Raw genomic sequence first — 26,769 nt, 5'->3', positions numbered from 1 at the left:
TTAAAGAGTAAAAAGACCAACCATTTTGTCCATTACGCCTATATTTCGTTTTTTTTTTGCGGCTAAGACCATGTGAATTGTTCGCTAAAACATATTCTTTCGCATGAAGTGATTAAAAAAGGGCATGGTTCGATAATATATGATTTATGTAAATCTTTAAATTTGCTTGTTTTTATGCTATTTAAGGCGGTTTTGTTTTTAATTGTGTTGGGTTTGTCTAGAAGTAGATAAATCTTTAATATGGCTTTTAAAACCACACCTGATCTTTATTCATAGAAAGTTATTAGTAATTAGAATTAAAAAGGCCTCTAAACAATGATGTTTAGAGGCCTTTTTTTATCTTAATAAGAATATTTTAACTTTCGTCTGCCATTAGAGCGAAGAATTTATCAATATTCGGAAGAATAATGATTCGTGTTCTTCTATTTTTTGCTCTGTTTTCAGCAGAATCATTTTCTACTAAAGGTTGGTAACTACTTCTACCAGATGCAATTAATTTTTCTGGAGCTACGCCATATTTATCTTGTAAGGTTCTAACAACTGATGTTGCTCTAAGAACACTTAAATCCCAGTTGTCAGCAATATTAACCGTATTAATAGATCTTGAGTCTGTGTGACCTTCAACCATAACGTCTAAGCTCTCTTCTGAGTTAATAACGTCTGCTAACTTTTGTAATAACGGATCTGCTTTAGAACTAAGCCTGTAGCTTGCTGTGTTAAAAAGCATATCATCAGCAATTGAAATCATAACTACTGTACCATCAATGCTTACTCCAAAATCTTCATCCTCATTTAAGTCAGATGAATTAATTGCCTTTTCAAGATTGTAAGCAACGGCCAAATTCATAGAATCCTTAAGTGTTTTTGCTTGACCTAATTTTTCAGCATCCACATGTTCTAAGGTGGCACGCATTTGGATTTTAGCATCATTTGATATCACTGTTCCGTTTTCTACAACGTCAAGTTTGGTATCGCTTTCTGCTTGTAAAGATGAGATTTTCGCATTATAAGAATCTACGCGTTCTTCAATTTGAGCAAATTTAGCTTCTAAATCTTCGTTTTCAACTTTCGTTTTTTGTAGTTCGCTTTTCAATTCACCATTTTCGTGCTCTAAAGCAATATATTTTTTCTTTGAAACACATGATAAGGTTAGTACAGCAACTAGTACAATCGAAATTTTCTTCATAATTAAAGTTTTAGTTTAATGCATTTACGTAAACAATCAACTTGTAGATTACGAAGTGTTAAAATTTCTTTATTTTCCTAATTATTTATAGGTACACAAATAAGAAGTTTGAGTAGATACCTTAACTTGAAATTTTTCGTTGGCATCAATTTCGTAAGCTTCTCCCGCATTGAAAGTAGCCCATTCTGTTGCGTTAGGTAATAGAACAACCATTTGGCCTTCAATTACTCGCATGGTTTCGTGTTTAGACGTTGCAAATTCATATTCTCCAGGGTTCATAACACCTAAAGTAGAACTTCCTTCTGGTGTCGTGTAAGCTAAAGACTTTACATTGTTGTCGAAATACGCATTGTTTGAAATCATAAGTTATTGTTTTTTTTGTTGTAAACGATGGTAAAGGTAAGTTTTTAAATATTTTATGGCGAAAAATTGAACTTCTTTTTATATATGGATTATGCTTACAAAGAAAAAGCACTTATAGTATCTAGATACTATAAGTGCTTTTTTAAAGATTAAAAAGGTACGATTTATTCCTCTTCGCTCTTAGATCCTATAACATATGTTGAGTTGTCAGTCTCAGATATTCTAGCAGGTTCAACACTACCATCATGAGCGTTGTCATATTCTTCTAAAAGGTCCATTGTGGCTTTTAGTAAGTCTTTGGTCTCTAATAATAAACTAAAATATAAGGTGGTGTTTTTAGGACTCGACTCATCTGTTCGTGTACGCTCAATCTGTTTGTGAATTTTATCAGTAACTAAAGCGTATAGAGAAGCTTTTTGTGTTAGAATCTCTAAAATCTGACTAAACGATTGCGTGTTGTAGGCCTCACGAGTTTCATTAAATAATTTTTCTAAAACAACATCAACTTCTTTTAATTCCTTAATTTGATTGAATTTTAATTTTTTGTGATTGTTATTTACGTGTTTATAGACTGCTTTAGATATATACTCTAGAGATTTGGTCATATCTTGTAAATACCCTAATATATTAATGTAAAAATCACTGGCACCAATACTGGAGTCGTCTAAGTTTTTAATGAAATAGAAAATGTTATCACGTAAACCTTCAACCTCCTGAGATAATTTTACAATTTGCTTATTATTCTTTTTAAGCATGACCAAGTCTTGTTTCGCAAGGCCATTAACTGAATTGGTATAGATTTTATTTCCTCGCTTAACAACATTGGCGATATTGTTTGCACTTTCGTGAATTACCCCTTGAATAGAACTACTTTCAGCTCGAATAAGGCTGTCTTCGGCTCTACTTTCTTTAGATTTCTTGTTATGAACAATGGAGCTTCTTATTAGAAGCGCAAAGGCTAGAACAAGTAAAATTGGAAACATGACACTAATGTTCATATTCAACAAATACGCTACTAAAGCTGCAGCGGTAAAAGCACTAAAGGCTGTAAAAAACCACCCACCAATAACATTAATTACACCGGCTACACGATATACAGCACTTTCTGCACCCCAAGCTCTATCGGCTAAAGAACTACCCATAGCCACCATAAAAGTAACATAGGTTGTTGAAAGCGGTAATTTATAAGATGTTGCGATTGAGATTAACACAGCAGCAACCATAAGGTTTACCGCAGCTCTTACTAGATCAAAGGCTGGTAACTCTATTTTTTTATTTTTACCGATTTCAATTACAGGGGCTTCAAATTGTTTGTCAATTTTTGCTTGCCACGATTCAGGAAGCATGTAGCCCGTTATTTGCGACATTAAAACAGCAAATCGCACAAATATTCTAGATAAGAAATTTGGTTGAAAACGTTCTTTTGTTTCACTTTGACTTGAAAGGTCTAATGATGTTTTAACTACGTTTTTCGCTTTTGTAGAGAACCAAAGAGTTAAAATCATAACCATCCCTGCTAAAAATAGTAGGAGGTTATTGGTAGGTACTTTTTGTGCAAGAATACCCATTGAGAACTCTGTTGCCGGAACTCCTGAAGCTGTCCAAGCAGTAAAGGCGTTATAGGCAGCTACTGGAACTCCAATAAAGTTTACCAAATCATTTCCAGCAAAAGCGAGTGCTAAGGCAAATGTTCCTGCTACAATAACTAATTTATAGATATTAGATTTAGCAAATAGAATTAAAGCATAAGCCAATAAAAACCAAATTGCAAAATTTACAATGACAATAGAAATAACATTGGTCTCTAGAAAGTGGCTCATGGTTTCACCGCCTAGAATATCAAAATTTTGACTAGCATAAGATGTGCCTTTTAGGCCTTTCATAAAAATGAAATAAGTAATAGCTGTTAAAGCTACACCACCAAATAAGGCGCCTACCCAATTTGCTTTTTGCTCAAAATTATAGGATAGTAATAGTCTTGAAACCCATTGTACTAAGGCGCCAATGGTAAATGCGACGACTACCGAGAGCAGAATTCCAAATATAATTTGTGTGGCTTTAGAGGTATTGATATAGGTTATAACGTCTGAAAACGTACCACCATCATGTCCTATTTTTATTAAAGCAATGGCAACAGCCGCTCCTAAAAGTTCAAATACAATGGAAACCGTTGTAGAAGTAGGCATTCCTATGGAATTGAAAAAATCTAAGAGTAGAATGTCTGTAATCATTACGGCGAGAAAAATTATCATAATCTCGTCAAACATGAATTCACCTGGGTTAAAAATTCCTTTTCTAGCGACCTCCATCATTCCACTGGAGAATACAGCCCCAACTGCCACACCTAAACTGGCCACGATCATGATTGTTTTGAACGAAATAGCCTTTGATCCTATCGCTGAGTTTAAAAAGTTTACTGCATCATTACTAACCCCAACAACCAAATCAGCAACTGCTAAAATGGCTAATGCGATAATCATGTATAAGTAGATGTTATCCATAGTATTTAATTGAAATAAGTTTGCAAATATCATGAGTATATGTGTGTGTTGTGTTACCTAATTGTTATTATTTAAAAGTGTACTTCCAATTGCAATCTAGCTAGTATTTCATCTGTACTCGCGTAAGTTTTAATGTAGCTAAAATCACTTTGTACTTTAAGTTTATGACCCACGATATACTTCGAGAACCCTAAGGTATACATATCTTTCGAGTTTTGCATACTTATGCTGTCCATATTTAAATCGGTGTAACGACCAGTAATTTCCCAATTTGATTTAAAGAGATACCCTGATTGAATGTTGAATGAATTTCCAACTTCAACGATATCTCCGGTAGCTGTACCATCTGAATTTTTTGCTACCGCATCATCGGCACTACGATTGGCGTATTCAAACATTAGAGAATAGCCTCTATATTTAAACATACCATCAATAAAAACGGTGTTAATATTTGTTTTGTAAATGCCGTTATCATCATCAATAAGCATGTATTTACCTTGATTACTTCGGGTTCGTACGGCGTCGTTGTTAAATTCATAGCTGGCTGCGATGGCTAATTTAGGAGTTGGTTCTCTTTTTAAGTCAGCACCTTTATAATCGCCTTTGCTAATAAAATTTCCGAATGGCAAAATTTCTACGCCTCCCACATACTGTAAACCTCCTAAGTTTCCTGTAGTCACGTTTCTACCTTCTCCTAGAGAAACAGATAGAATTTCGCGAACCATGAAGTTTCCTGCGGGGTTAAAATAATGTTTCAGCTGAAACCCAATATCTCTATCAATGTTGAATTTCCCATTGAGTAAGGAACGGTCTACGAGTTGAAGATTGGCAGAGGAGATGATACGTTCTCGGTTTCCCGGAAGTTTCCCTTGACCTACACGAAGTATTAAGTTTTTATAGAAGTTCCAATCTACAAAGGCATCCATTATAAATCTTGGTGAGCCATGCGTGAAGTCATCAGAGCCACCAGACATGTCTCGGTTGGAGAAACCAGCTTCAAATTTATATCGGAGTTTTGGAGAATAAACAAAACCATCGAGTTTTAATCGTGATCGTCTTACTAAGAAGTTTAAATCGGCAGGTTGATCGTCTATCCAGCTGGAATAGCCTAGAAGCTGAAATCGAACAGCAAACTTCATAGAGAAGGTGCTGTCTTTGCCCATAACGTTAAATATTCCTTTTCCGAATGCGCCAGTTTTTATTTCTTGAGCACCTAAAGTGGTGACTATAAGCATAGCTACCCCGAGAAGGGTAAGTCTAGTATTCATTTAAAATAGTTTTTGTCGGGTGCAAAGAACTAATTTTAATATCAACCTAATGTTTCCTTAATGTTAAGATTTAGACAGAATAAAGACTGCCTTGGCCAAGGCAGTCTCTCTAGAAATCATGATAATGTAGTCGACAAAAACTAATAAATTATATGAAATACTATTTTGTCTTAAGACACAGCAAATATCTAGCTTATACTTGTTCTTAATGTAACGTGAATATTATCTAATTATTAATAAACATATGTTAGCCTTGGTTGCTGATAGTTATTAAAATTAGTTACGTATGGGTTCAATGTTAAATTAATGTTACGTAATTATTGTGTAATAGTTAATAAAATCGTATCTTTATATGATAAAATAAAACCCCCATAATTATGAAGAAATCAATTTTAATCGTTTTTGCTTTATTAATGACTGTGGTATCTTTTGGACAACAAAAGAGAGATTTAAAACTTAATAAAGACACTAATTTAATAGATGTTGTTTATTATCATGACAATGGTGTTGTAAGCCAAACAGGTTCTTACACGGCAGATGGTAAATTACAAGGTGTTTGGTTAAGTTTTGACACAGAAGGCAAAAAACTTGTTTCTGCAAATTATGATAATGGGAAGAAAGTCGGCAAATGGATTCACTGGATTGATGGTGAAGCTAAAGAAGTAGATTATAGTAAAAATGTTGCTTCGCTTTAAGTAGAATACAACTTTTTATAAAAAAAGGTAGTGATGTTAATCGCTACCTTTTTTTATTCATAAATTTTAGTTTTTAACACTACACGTATGTAAAATTATAATAACTCTATTAGATTTCATTGCATACATAGTACGATTCACCTTTTTTTTACGCCTATTTTTTAAACCTTTCGTAATATATAGGTAACAATTAAGGCTTTGGTAAGATGTTAATTTGCAATTAATTTTTTTACTGTGCGAACAACAAACAACCAATCTACTGTTTTTATTTTAAGTTTTTTTTTTATTGTAAATTTCTTTAGTTGTACATCAAAATCTGCTTATATAGAAGCTTCTGGAGATAAACTGAATGCGTATTTAAAAGATACCAGTCAGGCTTTAGAACAATTAGATGAAACAGCTACAGCTTTTATGTATGCGAATGTCACCATAGACTCTCTTAAAGGAGTACTACGTCATGCTCGTCTTAGCTATAAAAAAGTTGAATTTTACGTCGCTTTTTATAATCCAGAATTTACAACAAAGCATTTAAACGGTGCGCCACTGCTAAAAATTTCAAAATCAGGAAATCAACCTACGGTTATTCCTCCAGAAGGTTTGCAAATGCTTGATGAGTTGATATATGCTAATAATGCTTCAGATGAAAAAGAAGAAATAGCAGCTTTATCTAAAAAAGTGAAAAACAAATTCAATTTTTTAGCCAATGCTCTCAAGTCAATAAAACCAACTCCCGAAGATTTAGTATTGGCTACACGATTGCAAATGGTACGAATTTATACTCTAGGCATCACTGGTTTTGATACACCTGGTTCTGTAAATGGATTGGAAGAAGCTGTGGCTTCTTTACAAGCACTGAAGACATTAATAGAAAGTGAACCACTAACTAAAAAGTATTCAAAAGGAACTGAGATTATTTCGCTATTTGATGGTGCTATAGCACAGTTGAAAGACGGTTCCTCTTTTGAAACTTTCGACAGATTATCGTTTCTTATTAACTTTATAGACCCTTTATATAAAAAATTTGGAGAGTTACCCATTAAAATAGATACTGAAAATTTAAAGAATCATACAGCCTGGAACCCTAAAAGCACTAGTATTTTTGCGTCTAATTTTTTAGACCCTTATTACTACACTCAATTACAAGAAAATGAAGATTCTAAGGAATTAAAACAGTTGGGTGAAACTCTTTTTTACGACAGTTTAATAAGTGAAGACAATACAATGAGTTGTGCAACATGCCACGACCCAAATCTTGCTTTTACAGATGGGCGGGAAAAATCACTTAGTAATGTTGAAGGGGAAACTGTATTACGAAATGCACCTACTTTATTGAATTCGGTTTACGCAAAACGATTTTTTTATGATTCCCGTGCTTTTACCTTAGAGCAACAGGTAGAGCATGTTCTTTTCAATCCCAAAGAATTTAATACTGCTTATTCTGAAATTTTACAAAAACTAAACGCTTCTAAATCATACCAAAGTAGGTTTGAAGGTGCTTTTGGGAAAGGGGAAATAAATCGTGAAAACTTGGCAAAAGCTCTAGCATCTTTTGTTTTATCCTTGCAGTCTTTTAATAGTGAGTTTGATCAATATGCACGAGGAGAAACACATTCAATAGATACTGAAATAGCAGAAGGGTTTAATATTTTTATGGGAAAAGGTGCTTGTGCGACTTGTCATTTCGCACCTACATTTTCAGGTTTGGTTCCTCCCTTATTTATTGAAACCGAAACCGAAATATTAGGCGTATTAAAAAGTCCTGTTTCCGAGCCAAAAGAATTAGATCCAGATGAAGGGCGTTGGGCTAACGGTATAGCTAGTGAATTTGCTTGGATATACGAGAAGTCTTTTAAAACAACAACAGTACGTAACGTTGAAAAAACAGCTCCATACTTTCATAATGGAAGTTATGAAACACTTGAACAAGTACTCGATTTTTATAATGAAGGAGGCGGAGCTGGTATGGGACTTGAGGTTACTAATCAAACGTTACCAGATACTCCATTAGATTTATCTAACGAAGAGATAAATGCTGTAATAACCTTTATGAATGCGCTTACAGATACTTCAGCGGCAATAAAGTAAATTATTCACCTATTTTCTTTCAGTTCATAGATGCTTTTTTTTGCATGTAATTTTGACTAACCGTAAAACATGAAGCTAACATTCAAGTAAAGTTGGCTTCATGCTAAAAGTGTCATTTATTAAAGTTCGTAATATTAAATTAAAAAAGGAATCTACAGTCGTAATACTTCTATAACCTAAGCATAATCTATAGTTCGCTTCAAACTGAAAGTCTCACATTAGTTTTGAGTTATTCTTTAAAACAATAATAATCTTAAAAAATTAATGAACATGAAATTAAAATTACACTTAGTTTTAGCGCTATTTATGTTGAGCTTTGGAAGCTTCGCAAACACAAAGGGCTTAACTAATAGTAGCGAAACCAGTATGGTGTCCCAAGACGGTTTTCCGTTTAATTCCGGTAGTATTTGGCGCTATAACGATACAGGGGCCGATCTTGGTACCGCATGGAAAGAAATTGGATATGATGACAGTGCTTGGCAAACAGGGGCTGCACAATTAGGTTATGGAGATGGCGATGAAATAACAACTTTATCATATGGGGGAGACTCTCAAAATAAACACATCACTTATTATTTGAGGTATGAGTTTAACATTGCCGATGCTTCTAATTATGGCGATCTTATTTTTAACCTATTAAGAGACGATGGCGTTGTTGTTTACCTTAATGGTACTGAAGTGATTCGTGATAACATGCCAGAAGGCGAGATCACATACAATACAATTGCGGAAAGCACTGTAGGTGGTGGAGATGAAGATGCTTTCTTTCCTTTTTCAATTGAAAACTCATTAAAAGATGGAGTAAATGTTATTGCTGTAGAGTTACATCAACGTTCTAAAACAAGCTCTGACTTAGGTTTTGATATGTCTACCAGTTTTGTGCCTGTAATGATAAACCCTGCAGATTACCCATTGGAAGATGGTCTTGCGTGGTCTTATTTAGATACTGGGGTAAGTTTAGATAACGAACCTTGGACGCAACCAGGATACGATTTAAACTCATGGTCTATTGGGTTAGCACCTTTAGGATACGGTGACCCTGTAGTTACTGAAGTTTCTTATGGTCCTGATGCAGGTAATAAATACATCACCACTTACTTTTCAAAAGAAGTAAATATAATCATGGATGATTTAACAGAAAATGTCATTTTGGGCGTGAAACGCGACGATGGTGTTATTATATATATTAATGGACAAGAAGTGGTTAGGGATAATATGCCAGCAGCCCCAACCGATTACTTAACCCATTCTGAAGTTATAGTTAGTAATTCTGATGAAGATGTTTTTTATACACATACTATTGCAAAGTCTTACTTTGTAGAAGGGGTAAATAAAATTGCTGTTGAGTTACATAACCGTGATGAGGGAAGTTCAGATTTAAGATTTGATATGTTCATGAATAATCAGCCTGTTGTTGAGGCTTGCGAACCAGGAACAATTGGTTGTTTTACTTCTATTGAACCAACAGGGCAAACTTCAAAAATGATTATTTCTAACGAACACCGTTTTCAGTTAATTGTTAAACAAGGTGATGCTTATACTTCAGGAGAAGGTAGTGTAGGTGGTAATAATGATTTTACAGGTTATATTCCTGTTGCGGGTTCTAGCGCATTAGGTTATGTTGCTATTAACCATGAAACGACACCTGGAGGTGTTACAATTGCAGATGTAAATCTTAATGAAAACACATTGCTATGGGAAGTAACAAAAACCCAACCAGTAGATTTCTTTAACAATGAGTTAGTCACTACAACGCGTAATTGCTCTGGAGGAGTAACACCATGGGGAACAATTATAACTGCGGAAGAAACGACTAATAGAGGAGATGAAAATAGCGATGGATATGAAGACGTAGGATGGTTAGTAGAAATTAACCCTGAAACAGCAGAAGTGATTGATTATGGAAAAGGTCAAGAAAAACTATGGGCTATGGGAAGAATGAAACATGAAAATGTAGTAGTTTCTGAAGATTTAAAAACAGCTTATTTTGGCGAAGATGGTGGTACAGACTGTGTGTATAAGTTCGTAGCAGATGCGCCTGGTGATCTATCTGAAGGCACATTATATGTATTAGTTTTAGATTCTCCTTTGGTAGGAAATGACCCAACATCTTCTACAGCAACATGGGTACAAGTGCCAAACAGTACACCAACAGAAAGAAATGAAGTAACAAGTGCGGCTGCTGCTTTAGGTGGTACCGATTTTAATGGTGTTGAAGATTGCGAGATAAATCCAATTACAGGAGAAATTTACTTTGCAGCAAAAGGAAAAAGTCGTGTGTACAGTTTTACCGATAACGGAACGACTATAACCAACTTTAAAACTTTTGTAGGTGGAACTTCTTATGATATTACTACAGAAACTGGCATCTTTAACGAAGCTTGGGGTGGTGGTAATGATAACTTAACATTTGACGACCAAGGGAACCTTTGGGTATTGCAAGATGGTGGTAATAATTATATTTGGGTAGTACGTCCAGATCACACACAAGCGGCACCTAATGTTGAATTATTTGCTTCTATGCCAAATGGTTCAGAACCAACGGGTCTAACATTTACTCCAGATTTTAAATATGGTTTCTTTTCTGTACAACATCCAAGTGGATCAAATGATGCTCAACAAGATGCTACATTTTCAGATGTAAGACTAAACGCGTCTTCTACAGTTGTTTTTGCTTTAAATCAAAATCTTGGAGCACAGCTTCCAGTAGCAGATTTTGAAGCTTCTGAAGTCGCTATAGATTCTGAAACAACAGTAACATATACAGATTTAAGTACTAACAGTCCGAGCTCATGGGTTTGGAGTTTCGAAGGTGGTGTTCCAGCAACTTCTACCGAAGCTAATCCAACAGTAACTTACAACACGCCTGGAGTTTATAACACGAGCCTTACCGTAGGGAATGTTAGTGGAACCGGAAATGAAGTTATTAAGGAAGAATATATTTTAGTTCAAAAAACTTTAAATGTTGATGAGGTCTTAAAAAATAAAGTTTCTGTATATCCAAATCCAACAAAAGGAATTGTAAATGTTGATATTACAAATCTAGAGGGGGCTGTTACAGTAGAAGTATTAAATATGTTAGGTCAAAATGTGTTTACAAAAAAGGAAGATTTAACTCGAAGTAATAACAACAATATGACTTTAGATTTAGCGCCTTATGTAAAAACAAATCAGATGCTTATAATTAAAGTAACTGTGGGTGGCAATTCAGCTGCTTATAAGATCGTGAAACAAAACTAATTTTTTTATTATTTAAAAAGAGACTGGTGCAATCTAATTTGTGCCAGTCTTTTTATATACATATTTTTTGATGATGATTAAACTCAGTTTCAAATTTTTACTTTTTTTCTTTGGAATGATCACCTTTCAAATGTGGGGTCAGCATGCCAATCCATTAACAGAAAAAATGTATTATAATGTTGAAAATGCACTGGCTGAAAATAAAAAAGCTACGCAATTAAATATTCGAGATCAACAACTATTTGTGCTTCCAGAAGATATACAGCGCTTAAAAAAGTTGGTTTTTTTGAATGCAATGAGAAATTTTTTTGAAAGTTGGGATGAGCGCCTTTTTGAGTTAAAAGATTTAGAAGTTTTAAATCTCAAAGCAAATCAATTCAGTTATGTGCCAAAAGACATTTCAAAGCTTAAAAAATTAGTGAAATTAGATTTGTCGGATAATAAGATTTCTAAAATCTCAGACGAAATTTCAGCGTTTAAAAATCTTCAATATGTTTATCTTTCAGGTAATAGTCTTACCTATTTACCTCGTACTATTGACCAGTGTAAAAATTTAAAAGTATTGCAGTTAGATAATAATCAATTGAGTTATTTACCTTCTTCTGTAGCGTCTTTACCATCTTTAAAAACTTTAGAGGTTGGATATAATCAGTTTCATGAATTGGATACAGAATGGACCAACATACAGAGTCTTGAAAGATTAAACATGGAACATAACAAATTACAGGAACTACCTAGCAGTATTGGAGCTTTAAAGCAATTGAAAACATTGATTTTAAATGATAATAATTTTAAAGAAATGCCTGCAAGTTTTTCAGATTTGAAAAATCTAGAAATGGTTATATTATCTGGTAATAAGCTAACAGAATTGCCAGCGAATATTTCAGAATTACAAAAACTGAGAACTCTTATTTTAACTAATAATCATTTTAGTGATACAGAGCAAAAACGTATTATTGACGCCTTGCCAATGTGTAATGTATATTTTTAGAGCTATAAACTCTTCAGATTTTAAATATAAAAAAAGCTACCAAAATTAATTGGTAGCTTTTTTAGTAATATGATATTTAATTCTATTTTCTATATAAAGGATCTGCTCCAATCGTACCAACTAAGCTCTCTAAGTAAGCTTCAGAGTTTACTTTGTTGTATTCGGCTTTAACTTCCTCTAAACGCTTTTCAATGTGCATTTCAGAAGAAATAATAGCGTTATCCTTATTAGTAATAAATGTTTCTAAATATGCGATTTGTGATTTGTAGAAAGCGATATCTTTTTGTTGTTTCAATACCAGTCTTTCTTTGTACCAGTCGCTATTTAATACGTAATCTCTATCAAATAATTTTCTTAATTCAGGATCGCTCATTGGTTTACCTTCGTAATTACCGTAAGCCATCATGTGTAATAAAATCTTTAATGGTGGGATAGCAGCATCAATACTACCATCTTCAAAATAACGTAGCGCTACTTTTTCTTGAGCTTCAACGATGTTTTTAATACCATCTACATAATCTTCCAGACCTTGTAGTTCTGGCTTTAACATTTCTTCGTTAAATACAGCAGTCGGCTCATCAAATAAACGATTTAAGCATAAGTGCGTGAATGTTTTAGTAATTCTGTATCCTAAACGACTCGCTAAAATAGTTTCTCCGTTATGTTCAAAATCTTCAAGTTTTTCTAAACTACCGTTGGTAATTAAATTTTTAGGATCACGATCTTTAGGCTCTAAACGTGCCCAAATTTCAGGAATTAATAAACTAATATCATGATCTACCTGATTCTTTCCTCCAACATAACCTGCAGCTGTACTAAAAGCATCAGATTCTGTTAAGATGTGTGATAATAAGGCATTGTTTAAATCTGTTGTTGGTGTTAACATGTTAAAAGGACCTTTTGTCAAGGCTCCTTCTGAACCAGCTCCAGTTGTTGATGGTGATTTACCTGTTAAGCTACAAATAAAGTCCATGAATAATTCTGGAGTTTCTTGGTAGTGAATTGGGTTATAAACCGCTAAGGCACGAATACCAGCTTCTTTATCGGCTGGGTTGTTTCTTCTACCTGGTAAAACAGCGTTTACAACATTAATTACAGGGTCTTCAGATTTAATTTGTCTCACTAAACGCACGCCTACATCAGCTAAATAAGTGGCCTCTGTTTCGCTTACGTTTTTGTTAGGCTCTAAATATCTAGGGTTTTTTGTAGGTTCACCGTTTACAATTCTTGTATGCGATGGCAATACGAAAAACTCTTCCTCTTTATCACTATTTACAATCTCAGTAATAAAATCTTTTACCGGTTGCGTGTATTTATCAAAATGAATGGTGTCATTGTATATTTCAATGGCGTCTTGTTTTCTTAATAACTCATAGTTTGTTAAGAAACGGCCATCGGTAACAATGTCTAATTCGGCATTTTTATCATAACCTCTTACTACAGCTTCATCAGGTCTTTGGAAGAGATGCGCTTCACAGTTAGTGGCTACTTTAAGACTTTTATTAGTAAACTCAGGGTTTAAGTCTTTGAAGTCTTTTCTTGGTAAAGTAATAGATGCTGTAATATCATCTTCTGTTTGAATTTTTTCACAAGGTGAAAAGTCAGATCTTAACTTGTTAAGCATCCAATTTCCTTTTTGGTTAAATCCAATACGAACGTAACTACCAACTACTGGGGTGTTGTTGTGTAATAGTCCAGTACCATTTTCTCCGTTAATGATTTCAACCGACATGTAGTCTTTCCAGTTAAGAACACCACGTGCTTGACGGTATAGGCGTTTTACAAAAAGTACTAAGGATCTAATATGTACCGGGATATCTTCCAGCATTTGGTTGAATTCTTCTGAATTCTCTTCTGAAGGCGTTAATAATTTCACGGCAGAACTCAATGAGCGCTCTTCACTTAAAAACGGTCGTGCTTTAGGTCTGTTAGGGTCTTTTACTTTCCAACGTGTGGTGTAATCAAACTCTATTATTTCATCTGCTTTTTTGAAATCTTCTTCAATATCCTGAATGTTAAACGTGCTATAAGTAATAGCATTTTGCATAGATTTTGAGATCTCAGATTTTCCACCTCCAGAAACCGTACAAGGCTTGTGGCAGAAAACACCTTCAGCAAACGTATCTACAATACGCCATAAATCAATAGACTTATGTTTTTCTAATCTAAATTTATTACCTGTTGGGTGCACGTAAGTTTTACGAGGAGAAAGAATTAATTTTTCTTCCTTTCCGTTATGTTCCCATGTAATGCTGTTTGTGTTCGTATTAACATACGCAGATTCTGGGATGTAAATAATATTAGGGTATTTTTTATCAATCGCATAGTTTTCTGGTTGTACTTCAATACGATCACCTAATAATTGTTTTACACCTTCAAAGCTGTGTTTGTTATCATGAAAATTCGTGTAGTCTCGTCCGTCTAGTGTGCTACCCATAACGCGTCTTGCGAATGCAATGGCTCCACCAGCGTGTTCTTCTTCAACTAAACCATAAAGGTTTGCCGAATAACTAATTTGAGTTTTAATTTCTTTTTTAGAGTACCCGTAGTAGTTGTCGGCAATAATTGTAACCACAACACCACGATCGTCTCTACAAGTAATTTTAAATGCACCACCATCGTTGTAAAGCTCATCTTCATTCTCCCAGCACATGCCATCATTTTTTTGACGCTCAGTAGCATCATCAATATGAGGTAAGCCTACATCTTTCTTTTTAAGTTTTAAAAGTTGCGGTGCTAAAATGATACAACCTGTATGTCCCGTCCAATGTTCTGTATCTAAAGCCGCATCGTTTAATGCTAAGTGTGGGTCACCAGCGTTACCAAAAATAGATTCAACGAAATCTAAGTTACTTACTAAGCTACCAGGAGCAAAGAAGCGTACTTCTAAAGATTTTTCTGAAATCACACCTTTAACTTCTGGGCATACTACAGGTCTAAGCATCATAGACACCATAGTTTTAGCCTGCTCTTCTTCAGGTTGACTAGAAGTGAAAGGTAAGTTCTTTAACTCTTCAGAAGGCGTAAAAGCAGCTTTTAAAAAGTGCGCAAAGGCAATTTTTGGTACTTCTTTTTTATCTAAAGGCACAGGAAGTGGCCCTTCAACAATGTGAAAAGTTCCTTTTGTGGTTCTTTTATCGTGTAAAGGATTGTTTAAAATACCTTGTTTGATTCTTTTAGAGCTCACTTGGTTGCTTTCAAAAGAGTCACCATCTGGTGGTAAACTTACTTCTCTAGCTTGACCTTTTCTAGAAAGAATGAGGGTGTTATTAGGAATGACGTACGATGATTTTTCAAACGTAACATCTTTTAAATAGTCATTTAAAAAATTTTGAATACGAGAATCAGCAGGTGAATGATGCGTAGCTAAAAGTCGTGATTTAGCCTGTACGTTTTTAACGATTCCACTTGTTAGTTCTTCAAATTTTGGATTGCAAAATTTAACGTTACTATCCGGTTTATCTTTAAATGTAGGCAACCACAGGGAAGCTAATTGTAAGTTAGTAAACTGGATAATGTCTTTTCTTGATTCTTCTTGCATGATGTATAAAAAGTTACTTTTTGTATATATAAAACTCTTATTGTGAAACAAAGTTATGTTGTAATACTTTTAAAAAAGCTGTCAAAAGTCAGTCTTAGATAGAAATATTTTAAATAATTTAATCGAAAACGATTTCGTGACGGCATTTAGCGAAGATAGAAATAAGTTGTAAGTAAAATAAATCATATCTATGGTAAATTTATTTAAAAGCATTAAGTCCTGTAATATCTAATCCTGTAATTAGCAAATGAATGTCGTGAGTGCCTTCGTAGGTGATGACACTTTCTAAATTCATGGCGTGGCGCATGATAGAATATTCCCCTGAAATGCCCATACCACCCAAAATTTGTCTGGCTTCTCTGGCGCAATTGATGGCCATTTCAACGTTATTCCGTTTCGCCATTGATATTTGAGCCGATGTTGCTTTCTCTTCATTTTTTAATACACCTAAGCGCCAGGTTAAAAGTTGGGCCTTGGTGATTTCAGTAATCATTTCGGCTAGTTTTTTTTGTTGCAATTGAAATTGGCCAATAGGTTTTCCAAACTGCATGCGTTCCTGACTGTAGCGTAAAGCTGTATCGTAGCAATCCATGGCTGCTCCAATAGCACCCCAGGCAATCCCGTAGCGCGCAGAATCTAAGCAGCCCAAAGGAGCGCCTAGTCCAGATTTATTTGGTAATATGTTTGTTTTGGGAATCTTAACATTGTCGAATATTAATTCGCCTGTTGATGAGGTGCGCAACGACCATTTGTTTTTTGTTTTTGGTGTAGAAAAACCTGCCATACCGCGTTCAACAATTAAGCCGTGTACGCGGTCATTTTCGTCTTTAGCCCAAACAATAGCAATTTGTGCTATAGGCGCATTGCTAATCCACATTTTAGCACCATTTAATAGGTAGTGATCACCTTGATCTTTAAAGTTAGTCACCATACCACTTGGGTTACTCCCGTGGTCAGGTTCAGTTAAGCCAAAACAGCCTATCCATTCGCCACTAGCTAATTTGGGGAGGTATTTTTCGCGTTGTTCCTGATTGCCGTATTTCCAAATGGGATACATGACTAGGGAGGATTGTACTGAAGCCGTGCTTCTAATTCCAGAATCGCCACGTTCAATTTCTTGCATGAGGAGTCCGTATGAAATTTGGTCTAAACCCGCACCGCCATATTCTAAGGGAATGTAGGGGCCAAAAGCACCAATTTCAGAGAGGCCTTTAATAAGTTGTTTAGGAAATTTTGATTTCTGGGCGTAAGTTTCAATAATTGGTGAGACCTCGCGTTTCACCCATTTCCTAGCGGCTTCTCTTACTAGTTTATGTTCGTCTGTTAATAATTCGTCTAGGTTATAATAATCTGGAGCTGAAAATAAATCTGGACGCATAACGACGAATTTGAATAGAGGATTATTTTGAAAACCAATAGAAAAGCTGCTGTTTTTGAAGTTTTCTTAAGTTATCATCTCAAATTTAATCAATCTTATCTGTATTTCTACATTTTTAAATAGAAATCTTTTGTTAAGTTTATGTAATCTTCTGTGTAGTCATGTCGCTGATTTTCAATGGTAAGTAGTTTGGTTTGGGTTTCGCTTTCGAGGAAGGAAAACTCTAAAATACTACGTTTAATTTCAGAACCGTGATGGCCTTTAATATGGAGTATTCTATTTGGAAAAAGTTTGACGGCTGAAGCAAGTTTGATAAAATGCTCTTCTTCTTTATGCGGAATAATCACAGCGAAAATACCGTCATCAGTAAGTAATTTTGAAGCGCCCTCAACCAAATGCTCGAAGGGTAGGGCATCCTGAAAGCGTGCTAAATCTCTTGCGTCGTCATTTGTTTTGTAATCTTCAACATAAAAAGGCGGATTGCAAACAATCAGGTCGTATTGGTCGTCTATTTCATCAACAAATTCTTCCAAAGAAGCGTGGTAGCAAAACAAGCGGTCTCCCCAATCAGACTGCTCAAAATTTGCAACACATTGTTCATAGGCTTTATCGTCTATTTCAAAAGCATCAATAACCTCGGCCTGACTTCTCTGCGCAAGCATAAGTGATAAAACCCCCGTTCCAGCACCGATGTCTAAAATAGAAAATGGTTGTTGAGCTACCGGTGCCCATGCGCCTAATAAAACAGCATCCGTTCCAATTTTCATAGCGCATTGATCTTGTTCGACTTTGAATTGTTTAAATAAAAATGGTTTTTTTGACATGCTCGTGAAGTTCAGGGTGTAAAACTACTAAATAAAGCTGTTTTAAATTCAAAATTTCAATAAGCTTTACAGTAAAGAAGTGTGTTAATGATAATGCGAAAATATACTCAATTTGATTACCTTATAAAGACAAAAACGTTAAGTAACAGTTAAAAAAAGATGAAATATCCTACTAATTAATGCTAAACACTGTTAAATAAAAAATTGAGGTTGTGATTCGTTCTTATTTTTGCGACTCGTTAACCGTTCCTCCTATCTCTCTCAATATGTTAGCGATTAAATTGTAAAGTTGATAGCTATGAAAAACAATTCGAATATATTACTTAACTTAAACAGTCTTTTGGTTATGAATTATGAGGCTGAAAAAGTGTATGTTGAACTCGTCGATAACGTAGACGATGATGAATTAATCTATTTTTTTAAAGAAAATAGTGCAAAGAGAAAGACGTTTATAGATGCTTTAAAATCTGAGATTTTAAAGTTAGATGGTGATTATAATACCGGAGTTCGTGCGCCCTCTGAGCTCTATCATTCTTGGTTGAGAATAAGAAAATTAATGATTAAACCTGGTAATGATGAAGGTTTAATACGTGAAATTCGTGCCACCCAAACAGTAACTATAGAAAAATATAATGATTTGCTTAGAATGTTAGGTTTGCCGCTTTCTGTATGTAAGTTGTTAATGATACAGCGTGATGTGATACAAAACGCAAAGGACGCGATAGATAGACACGATTTAATTACTTTTAATTAAAAAAGTGTTACCGAGTAGAATAAAAAAACATCCGAGCTAAAATTTTAGCTCGGATGTTTTTTTATTCTAGGTATAAATCAATCAAGCCTTCGGGGGTTTCTACTATGATTGTTTTATTATCGCGATCTACCTTTACAATAAATTCATCATTCATTGGTATTAAAATCTCTAAGCCATCGCGGTCAATTTCAAAAAGCGCTTGCGCTGTGGAGTCATTTATTCCTGTAATAGTACCTACGTGACCAAAATTCACATCTTCAATGGCAAAACCAATCACTTCGTGAAAATAGAATTGATCACCTTCTAACTTAGGCAGGGTGGCTAGTGGTAGATACAGATCACTTTTCATGATGGCATCAGCATCAGCTTCGGTGTCTACTTCTTCAAATTTGATACGAAGCAGTTCAGATTTATGCAGTTGAGAGCTCTCAATAAAAAACGGAATTAAATTGTTTCTTAAATCAACAAAAATAGCATCTAAATTTTCATAAATATCAGGTTCGTCAGTGTCTAGTTTAGCTAGAACCTCGCCTTTAAAACTGTATTTTTTTATGATCTTTCCTAAATAGAAGCAGTCTTCTTTTTTCATTGTAAGTGCCTTTTTTTTGTCATTCCCGCGAAGGCGGGAATCTCTTTATTTCTATGTTCTGTTGCTCTATTTTAATTTATGAGATTCCGGTTTGCTTTCGGAGAACCTTAAAAATTAAACAACGGCTAATAATATTGAGATTCCCGCCTTCGCGGGAATATTTACTAATAACGTTTAGATGTTATTAGTAAACAAAAAACTCCGATATTTCTATCGGAGTTTAAAAGTATAAAAAATTTTGTTTTTTATTCTTCTTCGTTAGATGCTTCTGCTTCTGCAGCAGGAGCTTCTTCAGCAACCTCTTCCTCTACTACAGGAGCAGCGGCAGCGATTCTTGCTTCATTTACAGCTTTTTCAGCAGCTAGGGCTTCAGCTTTAACTTTAGCTTGCGCTTCAGATAAACCATCAACTTTAGCTTGAACTTTTCCTGTTTTTTCTTCTAACCAAGCAGTAAATTTAGCTTCTGCTTGCTCTTCAGTTAAAGCACCTTTTCTAATACCACCAGCAAGGTGATTTTTTAGTAAAGCACCTTTTTCAGATAAAAGGTTTTTAGCTGTATCAGTTGGTTGTGCACCATTCTGTAGCCATTGTACAGCACCGTCAACGTCTAATTCAACTGTTGCAGGGTTTGTGTTTGGGTTGTAGATACCTAATTTCTCTAAGTATTTACCATCTCTTTTTGAACGTGCATCTGCTGCTACGATCCAGTAAAAAGGTTTTCCTTTTTTACCGTGTCTTTGTAATCTAATTTTTACAGGCATAATAATTAATTATTTGAGGTTCTCGACCTCGATTATTAATGAGGGCGCAAAGATACTATATTTTTTTAATTTTCAGAGGTTTAATTGTCTTGAAAAGTTAAAAAAGTAAGCACACAGGCGTTGGTGTTTTGTAATCCTGTAAAAAAGTTAGGGTGCCGTTAGATTGATCTATTTTGAAAACCGCTAGATTATTACTTCTACGGTTGGCTACAATTAGGAATTTCCCTGTAGGATCCATAGCAAAATTTCTTGGCCAATCGCCATGAACTGAAACATTTTGAACTTTTTCAATAGTGCCTTTTTTAAGATTTCTTTCAAAAACGGCTATAGTGTTTTCACCACGATTTGTCGCGTATAAAAACTTTTCATCGTTTGATAGGTGAATGTCTGCCGAAGCGTTTTTGCCCTTATAATCGGTTTCTAAAGTAGAATCGAAATCTATTTCTTTAAATTTATTACCGCTTCTTTTTATAGAAGTAATGCTGCTACCTATTTCGTTTATCACGTAAATAAACGCGCCGTCTTTGGTCATAGTAAAATGTCTCGGACCAGGATTGTCTTTGGTTTTTACAATGGCGTCAGTATCCAATTTATATGCGCCTTTTTTTAATTCGTATTGAAAAACAGAATTGGTTCCTAAATCGGCAACAAATAAATCATCATTATAGAAATGCGCTGAGTGGGCGTGTGATTTTGTTCCTTCGGAATTGTGATCAAAAATTTGAGAAGCATCGTTCAAACTACCATCCTTATTAATTGGGAAAAGCGCTAAAGTCCCGCCTCTGTAATTAGAAACAGCAGCTAAGTTGCCCGTTTTGTTTAAAGATATGTGGCAAGGTAACTCACCATGACTACGCATACGCGTTAAAAGTGTTAGGCTACCATCTTCGTTAACCGTGTATGATGAAACAAATCCATTATTTGTAGCATTGGTAGAGTACAGGTATTTGCGATCTGGTGAATATTGTAAAAATGACGGGTTGTCAATTTCAATGGCGAGCTGTTGCTTGCTTAAGGTGCCAGTTTCAGTATTAAACTGAAGATGATAAACGCCTTTGGCGTCTTCATTGGTATAGGTTCCCACGTAAAGTGGAATATTTTGAGCGTAGTTTTTTGATGAAAAAACGGCTAAAACTAATAAAACAAGGTGTTTGTAGTGCATGTGTTAAATTTTAATGGACTAAATTATAATAATTTATCTTAATGGTAAAGGGAATTTTGTTAAGAGCTCTTAAATCTATTATAAAGTCTGTTAACCCTTTGGTATTGCCTGTGTTTAAAGCTATATTGGAATAAATGATGTGAAACAATACACATCACAAAAGAAGTTATTGGAATTTAAAAATGAAAATGACATTATGAAGTATACAGAGAAAATTTCAAATAAATTAAACGAATTATTAGTAAAGAATTATGATGCCGAAAAAGGCTATCTTAATGCTGCAGAAACCGCAGAAGACCCTGCTATAAAAATGTTCTTTAAAAAAAGAGCGATTGAGCGTGGTGATTTTGCGAAAGCCTTAAGAATCGAAATTTTAAGATATGGTCAAATTCCTGAAGATGGCGGAACCTTTAAAGGTGCGGTACATCGAAATTGGACGGCTTTAAGAACGCTTCTAGCCTCAAATGATGTTGAAGTTGTTTTAAAAGAAGCCATACGTGGTGAGGAGGAAAGCCTTAAAGAGTATGATGAAATTCTAAAAGATAGAAACATGCCACCAAGTATTGATATCATGTTGAATAATCAAAGAAAAGCCATTCAAGCGGCTATTAATTCAGAAAAAGTTCATGAGGTATTGGTGTCATAACGAAAACTAAACAACGTGAGCTTGATGCGGCGCTTTCAGTAAATTTCTGGAAGCGCCGCTTTTTTTGTTTACAACTTTTATGGCATCGGTTTTTAAAACTGTAAATTCTGCGTATTTTTATCGACTAAGATTTGTTTTTCTAATCGCCTTATTAACAAAGGCCTAAACTTCTAGAATGTACTTAATTTTCGATACTGAAACCACAGGATTGCCAAAACGCTGGGATGCACCCATAACCGATACTGATAATTGGCCAAGGTGTATTCAAATCGCATGGCAATTGCATGATGCTATGGGTAATTGTATTGAAAGTCAGGATTACTTGGTGAAGCCTGAAGGTTTTAATATTCCGTATGATGCTGAGAAAATTCACGGTATTTCTACCGAATTAGCTCAAGAACAGGGGGTGTCATTAGATGAGGTCTTAGAAAAGTTTAATATTGCATTAGGAAAAACCAAGTTTGTCGTTGGGCAAAATGTGAAGTTCGATTTAAATATTATGGGGGCCGAGTTTGTACGCGGTGCTGTTGAAAATCAGCTTCAAGAATTACCGGTTTTAGATACCTGTACCGAGCATACAGCACAGCTGTGCCAAATTCCTGGTGGTCGTGGCGGAAAATTTAAATTACCAACACTAACCGAGCTTCATGAATTTTTGTTTCAGCAGCCTTTTGCTGAAGCCCACAACGCCACGGCCGATGTGGAGGCTACAACCCGTTGTTTTTTAGAACTTATCCGTTTAGAAGAATATACGGCGCAGCAGCTAGAGGTTCAGCCTGATTATTTTGAGAATTTTAAAAAGGAGAATCCAGAACCAATTCAGTTAATTGGTTTAAAGCATATTAACCTTAAAAAGGAGAGTGCTAAAATTCTTGAGCGTATTAAAAAAACGCAAACGGTTGAAGTTTCTTCGGAAGAAATAAAGCAAAACATTTCAGAGCTTGCCGATGTTGATTTTGTGCATTTACACAATCACTCGCAGTTTTCAGTATTACAATCAACCATGGGGGTGGCCGATATTGTTTCGGCGGCAGCCAAATACAATATGCCAGCCGTGGCACTAACCGATCATGCTAATATGATGGGGGCTTTTCACTTTGTGAATGCGGTAAATAAGCATAACAGTGGTGTAAAAGCTAAAATAGAAGCGGCTAAAGAAACCGGTGAAACCGTTACAGCCAAAGAAATAAAGCCTATAATTGGATGTGAGTTTTTTGTTTGTGAAGATCACTTAGATAAAACCCGAAAAGACAACGGTTATCAAATTGTTTTATTAGCTAAAAATAAAAACGGTTATCACAACCTTGCTAAATTATCATCGCATGCCTTTGTTGATGGTTTTTACTATATCCCGAGGATAGACAAAAAGTTAATTGAGAAGTATAAAGAAGATGTCATTGTGCTTACCGGAAACTTATACGGTGAAGTACCAAGCAAAGTTTTAAATGTAGGTGAAAAACAAGCCGAAGAAGCGCTTTTATGGTGGAAGGAGGTATTTGGCGATGATTTGTACGTAGAGCTCATGCGCCACAATCAAGAGGATGAGAATCGTGTGAATCCTACTCTAATTGAGCTGGCACGCAAGCATGATGTGAAACTAATTGCTTCAAATAATACCTATTACCAAGATCAAAAAGATGCCAATGCTCACGATATTTTATTGTGTGTAAAAGATGGCGAAAAACAAGCGACACCAATAGGACGCGGACGTGGTTACCGCTTCGGACTCCCAAATCAGGAGTACTATTTTAAGTCTGGTGATGCCATGAAAGCCTTGTTTAAGGATGTGCCAGAAGCGATTTCAAACGTTCAGGAGGTTGTTGATAAAGTTGAGGCTTATCAATTAGCTCGTGATGTATTATTACCAGCTTTTGATATCCCCGATGAATTTAAGCATGATGAAGATTTAGTTGATGGTGGTAAACGTGGAGAAAACGCCTTTTTAAAGCATTTAACTTTTGAGGGTGCCAAAAAACGTTATGGCGAGCCACTTACTGAAGAAGTGGTTGAACGTCTCGATTTTGAGTTGAGCGTTATTGAAAATACAGGGTATCCTGGATATTTCTTGATTGTAGAAGATTTTATCCGAGAGGCTCGAAATATGGATGTTTCGGTGGGGCCAGGACGTGGATCGGCAGCAGGGTCGGTAGTGGCCTATTGCTTGTGGATTACCAATATTGACCCCATGAAGTACGATCTGCTTTTTGAGCGTTTCTTAAACCCGGATCGTGTGAGTATGCCCGATATTGATATTGATTTTGATGATGAAGGTCGAAGTCGGGTTATGGATTATGTAATTGACAAATATGGTTCTAATCAAGTAGCACAGATTATTACTTATGGTACCATGGCTGCAAAATCGTCTATTCGAGATACGGCACGTGTATTGGATTTACCGCTTTTTGATGCCGATAGAATTGCCAAGTTAATTCCGAATATGTCTAAACTGAATAAAATATTTGGTTTAGACGAGAAGGCTTTAGCTTCTAAATTTAGAGCCGAAGAATTAGAAAAGGTAAACGAGCTTTTAAATATTGCTGATGGTAGTGATTTACCTGCTGAAACTTTGAATTTAGCACGAACTTTAGAAGGTTCGGTTAGAAATACGGGTATTCATGCCTGTGGGGTGATTATTACTCCAGACGATATTACCAAGTTCGTACCCGTTTCTTTGGCTAAAGATTCCAATCTATATGTGACCCAGTTTGATAACTCGGTGGTAGAAGATGCTGGGTTACTGAAAATGGATTTCTTGGGACTGAAAACCTTAACCTTAATTAAGGATACGGTTAAAATTGTAAAGGCCAAGCATGGTATTGAGCTTGATCCCGATAGTTTTCCTTTAGATGATGAGAAAACCTATGAGTTATTCCAGCGCGGTGAAACCGTTGGGGTGTTCCAGTACGAATCGCCCGGCATGCAAAAGCATCTTCGGGATTTAAAACCTACGGTTTTTGAAGATTTAATTGCCATGAATGCCTTGTACCGTCCGGGACCTATGGAATATATTCCGAGTTTCGTTAGGCGTAAACATGGTGACGAAGAAATTGAGTACGATTTACCAGCAATGGAAGAATACCTCAAGGAGACTTATGGTATTACCGTGTATCAAGAGCAGGTGATGTTGCTTTCTCAAAGTCTTGCAGGTTTTACAAAGGGTGAAGCCGATGTACTACGTAAGGCTATGGGTAAAAAGCAAATTGCAGTACTTGATAAAATGAAGCCTAAGTTTATCGAGCAAGCGAGTGCTAATGGTCATGATGCTAAAATTCTTGAGAAAGTTTGGAAAGACTGGGAGGCCTTTGCAAGTTATGCCTTTAATAAATCGCACTCTACATGTTATGCTTGGATTGCTTATCAAACAGCATACTGTAAGGCGCATTACCCTGCCGAATATATGGCGGCGGTACTTTCTAATAATATGAATGACATCAAACAGGTGACCTTCTTTATGGATGAGTGTAAGCGTATGAAGCTTGATGTACTAGGTCCTGATGTCAATGAGAGTTATTATAAGTTTTCGGTAAATAAAGATGGAGCGGTACGCTTTGGAATGGGAGCTATTAAAGGTGTGGGGCATGGTGCGGTAATGACCATTGTTGATAATCGAGAGGAAGGTTTTTATAAATCGATTTTTGATCTAGCAAAACGTATTGATTTACGTGCAGCTAATAAAAAGGCTTTTGAAAATTTAGCCTTAGCAGGTGGTTTTGATGGTTTGGGTGACACACATCGTGCTCAGTTTTTTCATGATGATGGTGATGGTATTACCTTTTTAGAAAAGGCTATTAAATACGCTCAAAAACATAAAGAGAATGAAAATTCGGCGCAAGTGAGTTTATTTGGCGAAGCCAGTGAGGTGCAAATTGCCGAACCTGAAGTGCCGCCTTGTGAGTCTTGGGGAACCATGGAAAAACTCAGTAAAGAACGTGAAGTGGTAGGGGTTTATATTTCTGGGCATCCTTTAGATGATTTTAAAACCGAAATGAAAACCTTTTGTAATGCCAACGTAGGGATGTTTTTAAATATAGACCCTTACGTGAATCGTGAATTGGTTTTTGGAGGTGTGGTTACCGATGTGCAACATCGCGTTAGTAAACAGGGTAAAGGCTGGGCTTTATTTACTATTGAAGATTATTACGATAGTTATGAGTTTAGAATTTTTGGCGAAGAGTATTTAAAATTCAGACACTTTTTAATGCATAATAATTTTGTATTTGTTAAAACCTTTGTTCGTGAAGGTTGGGTAAATAAAGATACTGGGAAGAAAAGTGACCCGAGGTTGCAGTTTAATAGTTTTCAGCTGCTGCATGATGTGATGGAGAATTATGCTAAGAAGTTGTCTATTCAATTAAATATTAAAGAACTGGATGATGATAAGGTTGTCGAGTTGAAAGATTTATTACACATGTACCCCGGAAACCAGGCTTTAAATTTTGATGTTTATGACACCGCCGATAAGGTGAAAATATCTATGCCGAGTAGAAGACAGAAAGTGAAGGTGAGTCAGGAGTTGATTGCAGAACTGGAAGCGCGTTATATTAAGTTTAAGTTGAATTAGGCGGGTAGTTGGTGGTTTTTAGTTATTGGTTTTTGGTTGCTTACTCTTACGGGGTAGTAGCACAGAGCTGCGCTGAGGTTTCGCAGAGAATTATCGAGAGGTTTTTAGATATAAATTTCACTGATTTTTTACTAGTCAGAAATGTTCTCGACTCCGCTCGAACACCGGATTGATTTATGTTTTATACGGTCTTCGAGCGGAGTCGAGAAGTGTTTTGATTTGAA

17 protein-coding genes are annotated in these 26,769 nt (G+C 35.5%); 7 read left to right on the top strand and 10 right to left on the bottom strand.

Annotated elements, in window-relative coordinates; translation table 11 throughout:
• Window positions 1-355: 355 nt before the first annotated feature.
• The 4 genes from F6U93_RS08635 to F6U93_RS08620 all read right to left on the bottom strand — a co-directional run bounded on the left by F6U93_RS08635 (window position 356) and on the right by F6U93_RS08620 (window position 5,318).
• A complete protein-coding gene (locus F6U93_RS08635; protein WP_150938857.1) occupies window positions 356-1,186 on the bottom strand; it encodes an OmpA/MotB family protein in 831 nt (276 codons plus the stop codon).
• An 81-nt stretch (window positions 1,187-1,267) separates the two neighbouring features.
• Window positions 1,268-1,549: a pyrimidine/purine nucleoside phosphorylase gene (gene ppnP, locus F6U93_RS08630; protein WP_150938856.1), complete on the bottom strand. Its 282-nt coding sequence runs from the start codon at window positions 1,547-1,549 to the stop codon at window positions 1,268-1,270.
• 164 nt (window positions 1,550-1,713) lie between these two features.
• Window positions 1,714-4,050 (bottom strand): inorganic phosphate transporter, encoded by a 2,337-nt coding sequence (locus F6U93_RS08625; protein WP_150938854.1) that lies wholly within the window; start codon window positions 4,048-4,050, stop codon window positions 1,714-1,716.
• Between the two features lie 71 nt (window positions 4,051-4,121).
• Complete coding sequence (locus F6U93_RS08620) at window positions 4,122-5,318, bottom strand: porin (RefSeq protein WP_150938852.1); 1,197 nt, start codon at window positions 5,316-5,318, stop codon at window positions 4,122-4,124.
• A 377-nt stretch (window positions 5,319-5,695) separates the two neighbouring features.
• Here F6U93_RS08620 and F6U93_RS08615 point away from each other — a divergent pair, with 377 nt between their 5' ends.
• The 4 genes from F6U93_RS08615 to F6U93_RS08600 all read left to right on the top strand — a co-directional run bounded on the left by F6U93_RS08615 (window position 5,696) and on the right by F6U93_RS08600 (window position 12,329).
• The gene (locus F6U93_RS08615; RefSeq protein WP_150938851.1) at window positions 5,696-6,013 is read left to right on the top strand and encodes a toxin-antitoxin system YwqK family antitoxin; all 318 of its coding nucleotides are present in this window, start codon (window positions 5,696-5,698) and stop codon (window positions 6,011-6,013) included.
• A gap of 234 nt (window positions 6,014-6,247) precedes the next feature.
• Window positions 6,248-8,098: a cytochrome-c peroxidase gene (locus F6U93_RS08610; protein WP_150938849.1), complete on the top strand. Its 1,851-nt coding sequence runs from the start codon at window positions 6,248-6,250 to the stop codon at window positions 8,096-8,098.
• Window positions 8,099-8,368: 270 nt separating this feature from the next.
• The gene (locus tag F6U93_RS08605; RefSeq protein ID WP_191963480.1) at window positions 8,369-11,338 is read left to right on the top strand and encodes an alkaline phosphatase PhoX; all 2,970 of its coding nucleotides are present in this window, start codon (window positions 8,369-8,371) and stop codon (window positions 11,336-11,338) included.
• A gap of 70 nt (window positions 11,339-11,408) precedes the next feature.
• Window positions 11,409-12,329: a leucine-rich repeat domain-containing protein gene (locus F6U93_RS08600; RefSeq protein WP_150938844.1), complete on the top strand. Its 921-nt coding sequence runs from the start codon at window positions 11,409-11,411 to the stop codon at window positions 12,327-12,329.
• A gap of 82 nt (window positions 12,330-12,411) precedes the next feature.
• Here F6U93_RS08600 and F6U93_RS08595 read toward each other — a convergent pair whose 3' ends face one another.
• The 3 genes from F6U93_RS08595 to F6U93_RS08585 form a co-directional block, all read right to left on the bottom strand.
• Window positions 12,412-15,870, bottom strand: a complete 3,459-nt coding sequence (locus F6U93_RS08595) for a hypothetical protein (RefSeq protein WP_150938842.1) — start codon at window positions 15,868-15,870, stop codon at window positions 12,412-12,414.
• Between the two features lie 199 nt (window positions 15,871-16,069).
• Complete coding sequence (locus F6U93_RS08590; protein WP_150938840.1) at window positions 16,070-17,248, bottom strand: acyl-CoA dehydrogenase family protein; 1,179 nt, start codon at window positions 17,246-17,248, stop codon at window positions 16,070-16,072.
• 107 nt (window positions 17,249-17,355) lie between these two features.
• Window positions 17,356-18,015, bottom strand: coding sequence for a tRNA1(Val) (adenine(37)-N6)-methyltransferase (locus tag F6U93_RS08585; protein ID WP_225312626.1), 660 nt, complete (start codon window positions 18,013-18,015; stop codon window positions 17,356-17,358).
• A 355-nt stretch (window positions 18,016-18,370) separates the two neighbouring features.
• Here F6U93_RS08585 and F6U93_RS08580 point away from each other — a divergent pair, with 355 nt between their 5' ends.
• Window positions 18,371-18,826, top strand: a complete 456-nt coding sequence (locus F6U93_RS08580; RefSeq protein ID WP_150938836.1) for a DUF2383 domain-containing protein — start codon at window positions 18,371-18,373, stop codon at window positions 18,824-18,826.
• A gap of 61 nt (window positions 18,827-18,887) precedes the next feature.
• Here F6U93_RS08580 and rimM read toward each other — a convergent pair whose 3' ends face one another.
• The 3 genes from rimM to F6U93_RS08565 all read right to left on the bottom strand — a co-directional run bounded on the left by rimM (window position 18,888) and on the right by F6U93_RS08565 (window position 21,338).
• Window positions 18,888-19,415: a ribosome maturation factor RimM gene (gene rimM / locus F6U93_RS08575; RefSeq protein WP_150938835.1), complete on the bottom strand. Its 528-nt coding sequence runs from the start codon at window positions 19,413-19,415 to the stop codon at window positions 18,888-18,890.
• A gap of 245 nt (window positions 19,416-19,660) precedes the next feature.
• Entirely contained in the window at window positions 19,661-20,176 is a 516-nt protein-coding gene (locus F6U93_RS08570) for a 30S ribosomal protein S16 (RefSeq protein ID WP_150938833.1), read from the bottom strand.
• A gap of 97 nt (window positions 20,177-20,273) precedes the next feature.
• Entirely contained in the window at window positions 20,274-21,338 is a 1,065-nt protein-coding gene (locus F6U93_RS08565) for a lactonase family protein (RefSeq protein WP_150938830.1), read from the bottom strand.
• A gap of 196 nt (window positions 21,339-21,534) precedes the next feature.
• On the opposite strand from F6U93_RS08565, the gene F6U93_RS08560 reads away from it, so the two are divergent.
• The gene (locus F6U93_RS08560; protein ID WP_150938828.1) at window positions 21,535-21,984 is read left to right on the top strand and encodes a ferritin-like domain-containing protein; all 450 of its coding nucleotides are present in this window, start codon (window positions 21,535-21,537) and stop codon (window positions 21,982-21,984) included.
• Between the two features lie 175 nt (window positions 21,985-22,159).
• Window positions 22,160-26,545, top strand: a complete 4,386-nt coding sequence (dnaE, locus tag F6U93_RS08555) for a DNA polymerase III subunit alpha (RefSeq protein ID WP_150938826.1) — start codon at window positions 22,160-22,162, stop codon at window positions 26,543-26,545.
• The last annotated feature ends 224 nt before the right edge of the window (window positions 26,546-26,769 follow it).

It is taken from the genome of Pseudotamlana haliotis, from assembly GCF_008806375.1.
Lineage (GTDB): Bacteria > Bacteroidota > Bacteroidia > Flavobacteriales > Flavobacteriaceae > Pseudotamlana > Pseudotamlana haliotis.
The sequence above is the reverse complement of the archived record's forward strand: the minus strand, read 5'-3'. Positions and strand labels throughout refer to the sequence as shown.

Excerpts from the sequence above, each read along its gene's own strand:
- F6U93_RS08635 (WP_150938857.1), bottom strand. The coding sequence starts at position 1,186 with ATGAAGAAAATTTCGATTGTACTAGTTGCTGTACTAACCTTATCATGT.
- ppnP (WP_150938856.1), bottom strand. The coding sequence starts at position 1,549 with ATGATTTCAAACAATGCGTATTTCGACAACAATGTAAAGTCTTTAGCT.
- F6U93_RS08625 (WP_150938854.1), bottom strand. The coding sequence starts at position 4,050 with ATGGATAACATCTACTTATACATGATTATCGCATTAGCCATTTTAGCA.
- F6U93_RS08620 (WP_150938852.1), bottom strand. The coding sequence starts at position 5,318 with ATGAATACTAGACTTACCCTTCTCGGGGTAGCTATGCTTATAGTCACC.
- F6U93_RS08615 (WP_150938851.1), top strand. The coding sequence starts at position 5,696 with ATGAAGAAATCAATTTTAATCGTTTTTGCTTTATTAATGACTGTGGTA.
- F6U93_RS08605 (WP_191963480.1), top strand. The coding sequence starts at position 8,369 with ATGAAATTAAAATTACACTTAGTTTTAGCGCTATTTATGTTGAGCTTT.
- F6U93_RS08600 (WP_150938844.1), top strand. The coding sequence starts at position 11,409 with ATGATGATTAAACTCAGTTTCAAATTTTTACTTTTTTTCTTTGGAATG.
- F6U93_RS08595 (WP_150938842.1), bottom strand. The coding sequence starts at position 15,870 with ATGCAAGAAGAATCAAGAAAAGACATTATCCAGTTTACTAACTTACAA.
- F6U93_RS08590 (WP_150938840.1), bottom strand. The coding sequence starts at position 17,248 with ATGCGTCCAGATTTATTTTCAGCTCCAGATTATTATAACCTAGACGAA.
- F6U93_RS08585 (WP_225312626.1), bottom strand. The coding sequence starts at position 18,015 with ATGAAAATTGGAACGGATGCTGTTTTATTAGGCGCATGGGCACCGGTA.
- F6U93_RS08580 (WP_150938836.1), top strand. The coding sequence starts at position 18,371 with ATGAAAAACAATTCGAATATATTACTTAACTTAAACAGTCTTTTGGTT.
- rimM (WP_150938835.1), bottom strand. The coding sequence starts at position 19,415 with ATGAAAAAAGAAGACTGCTTCTATTTAGGAAAGATCATAAAAAAATAC.
- F6U93_RS08570 (WP_150938833.1), bottom strand. The coding sequence starts at position 20,176 with ATGCCTGTAAAAATTAGATTACAAAGACACGGTAAAAAAGGAAAACCT.
- F6U93_RS08565 (WP_150938830.1), bottom strand. The coding sequence starts at position 21,338 with ATGCACTACAAACACCTTGTTTTATTAGTTTTAGCCGTTTTTTCATCA.
- F6U93_RS08560 (WP_150938828.1), top strand. The coding sequence starts at position 21,535 with ATGAAGTATACAGAGAAAATTTCAAATAAATTAAACGAATTATTAGTA.
- dnaE (WP_150938826.1), top strand. The coding sequence starts at position 22,160 with ATGTACTTAATTTTCGATACTGAAACCACAGGATTGCCAAAACGCTGG.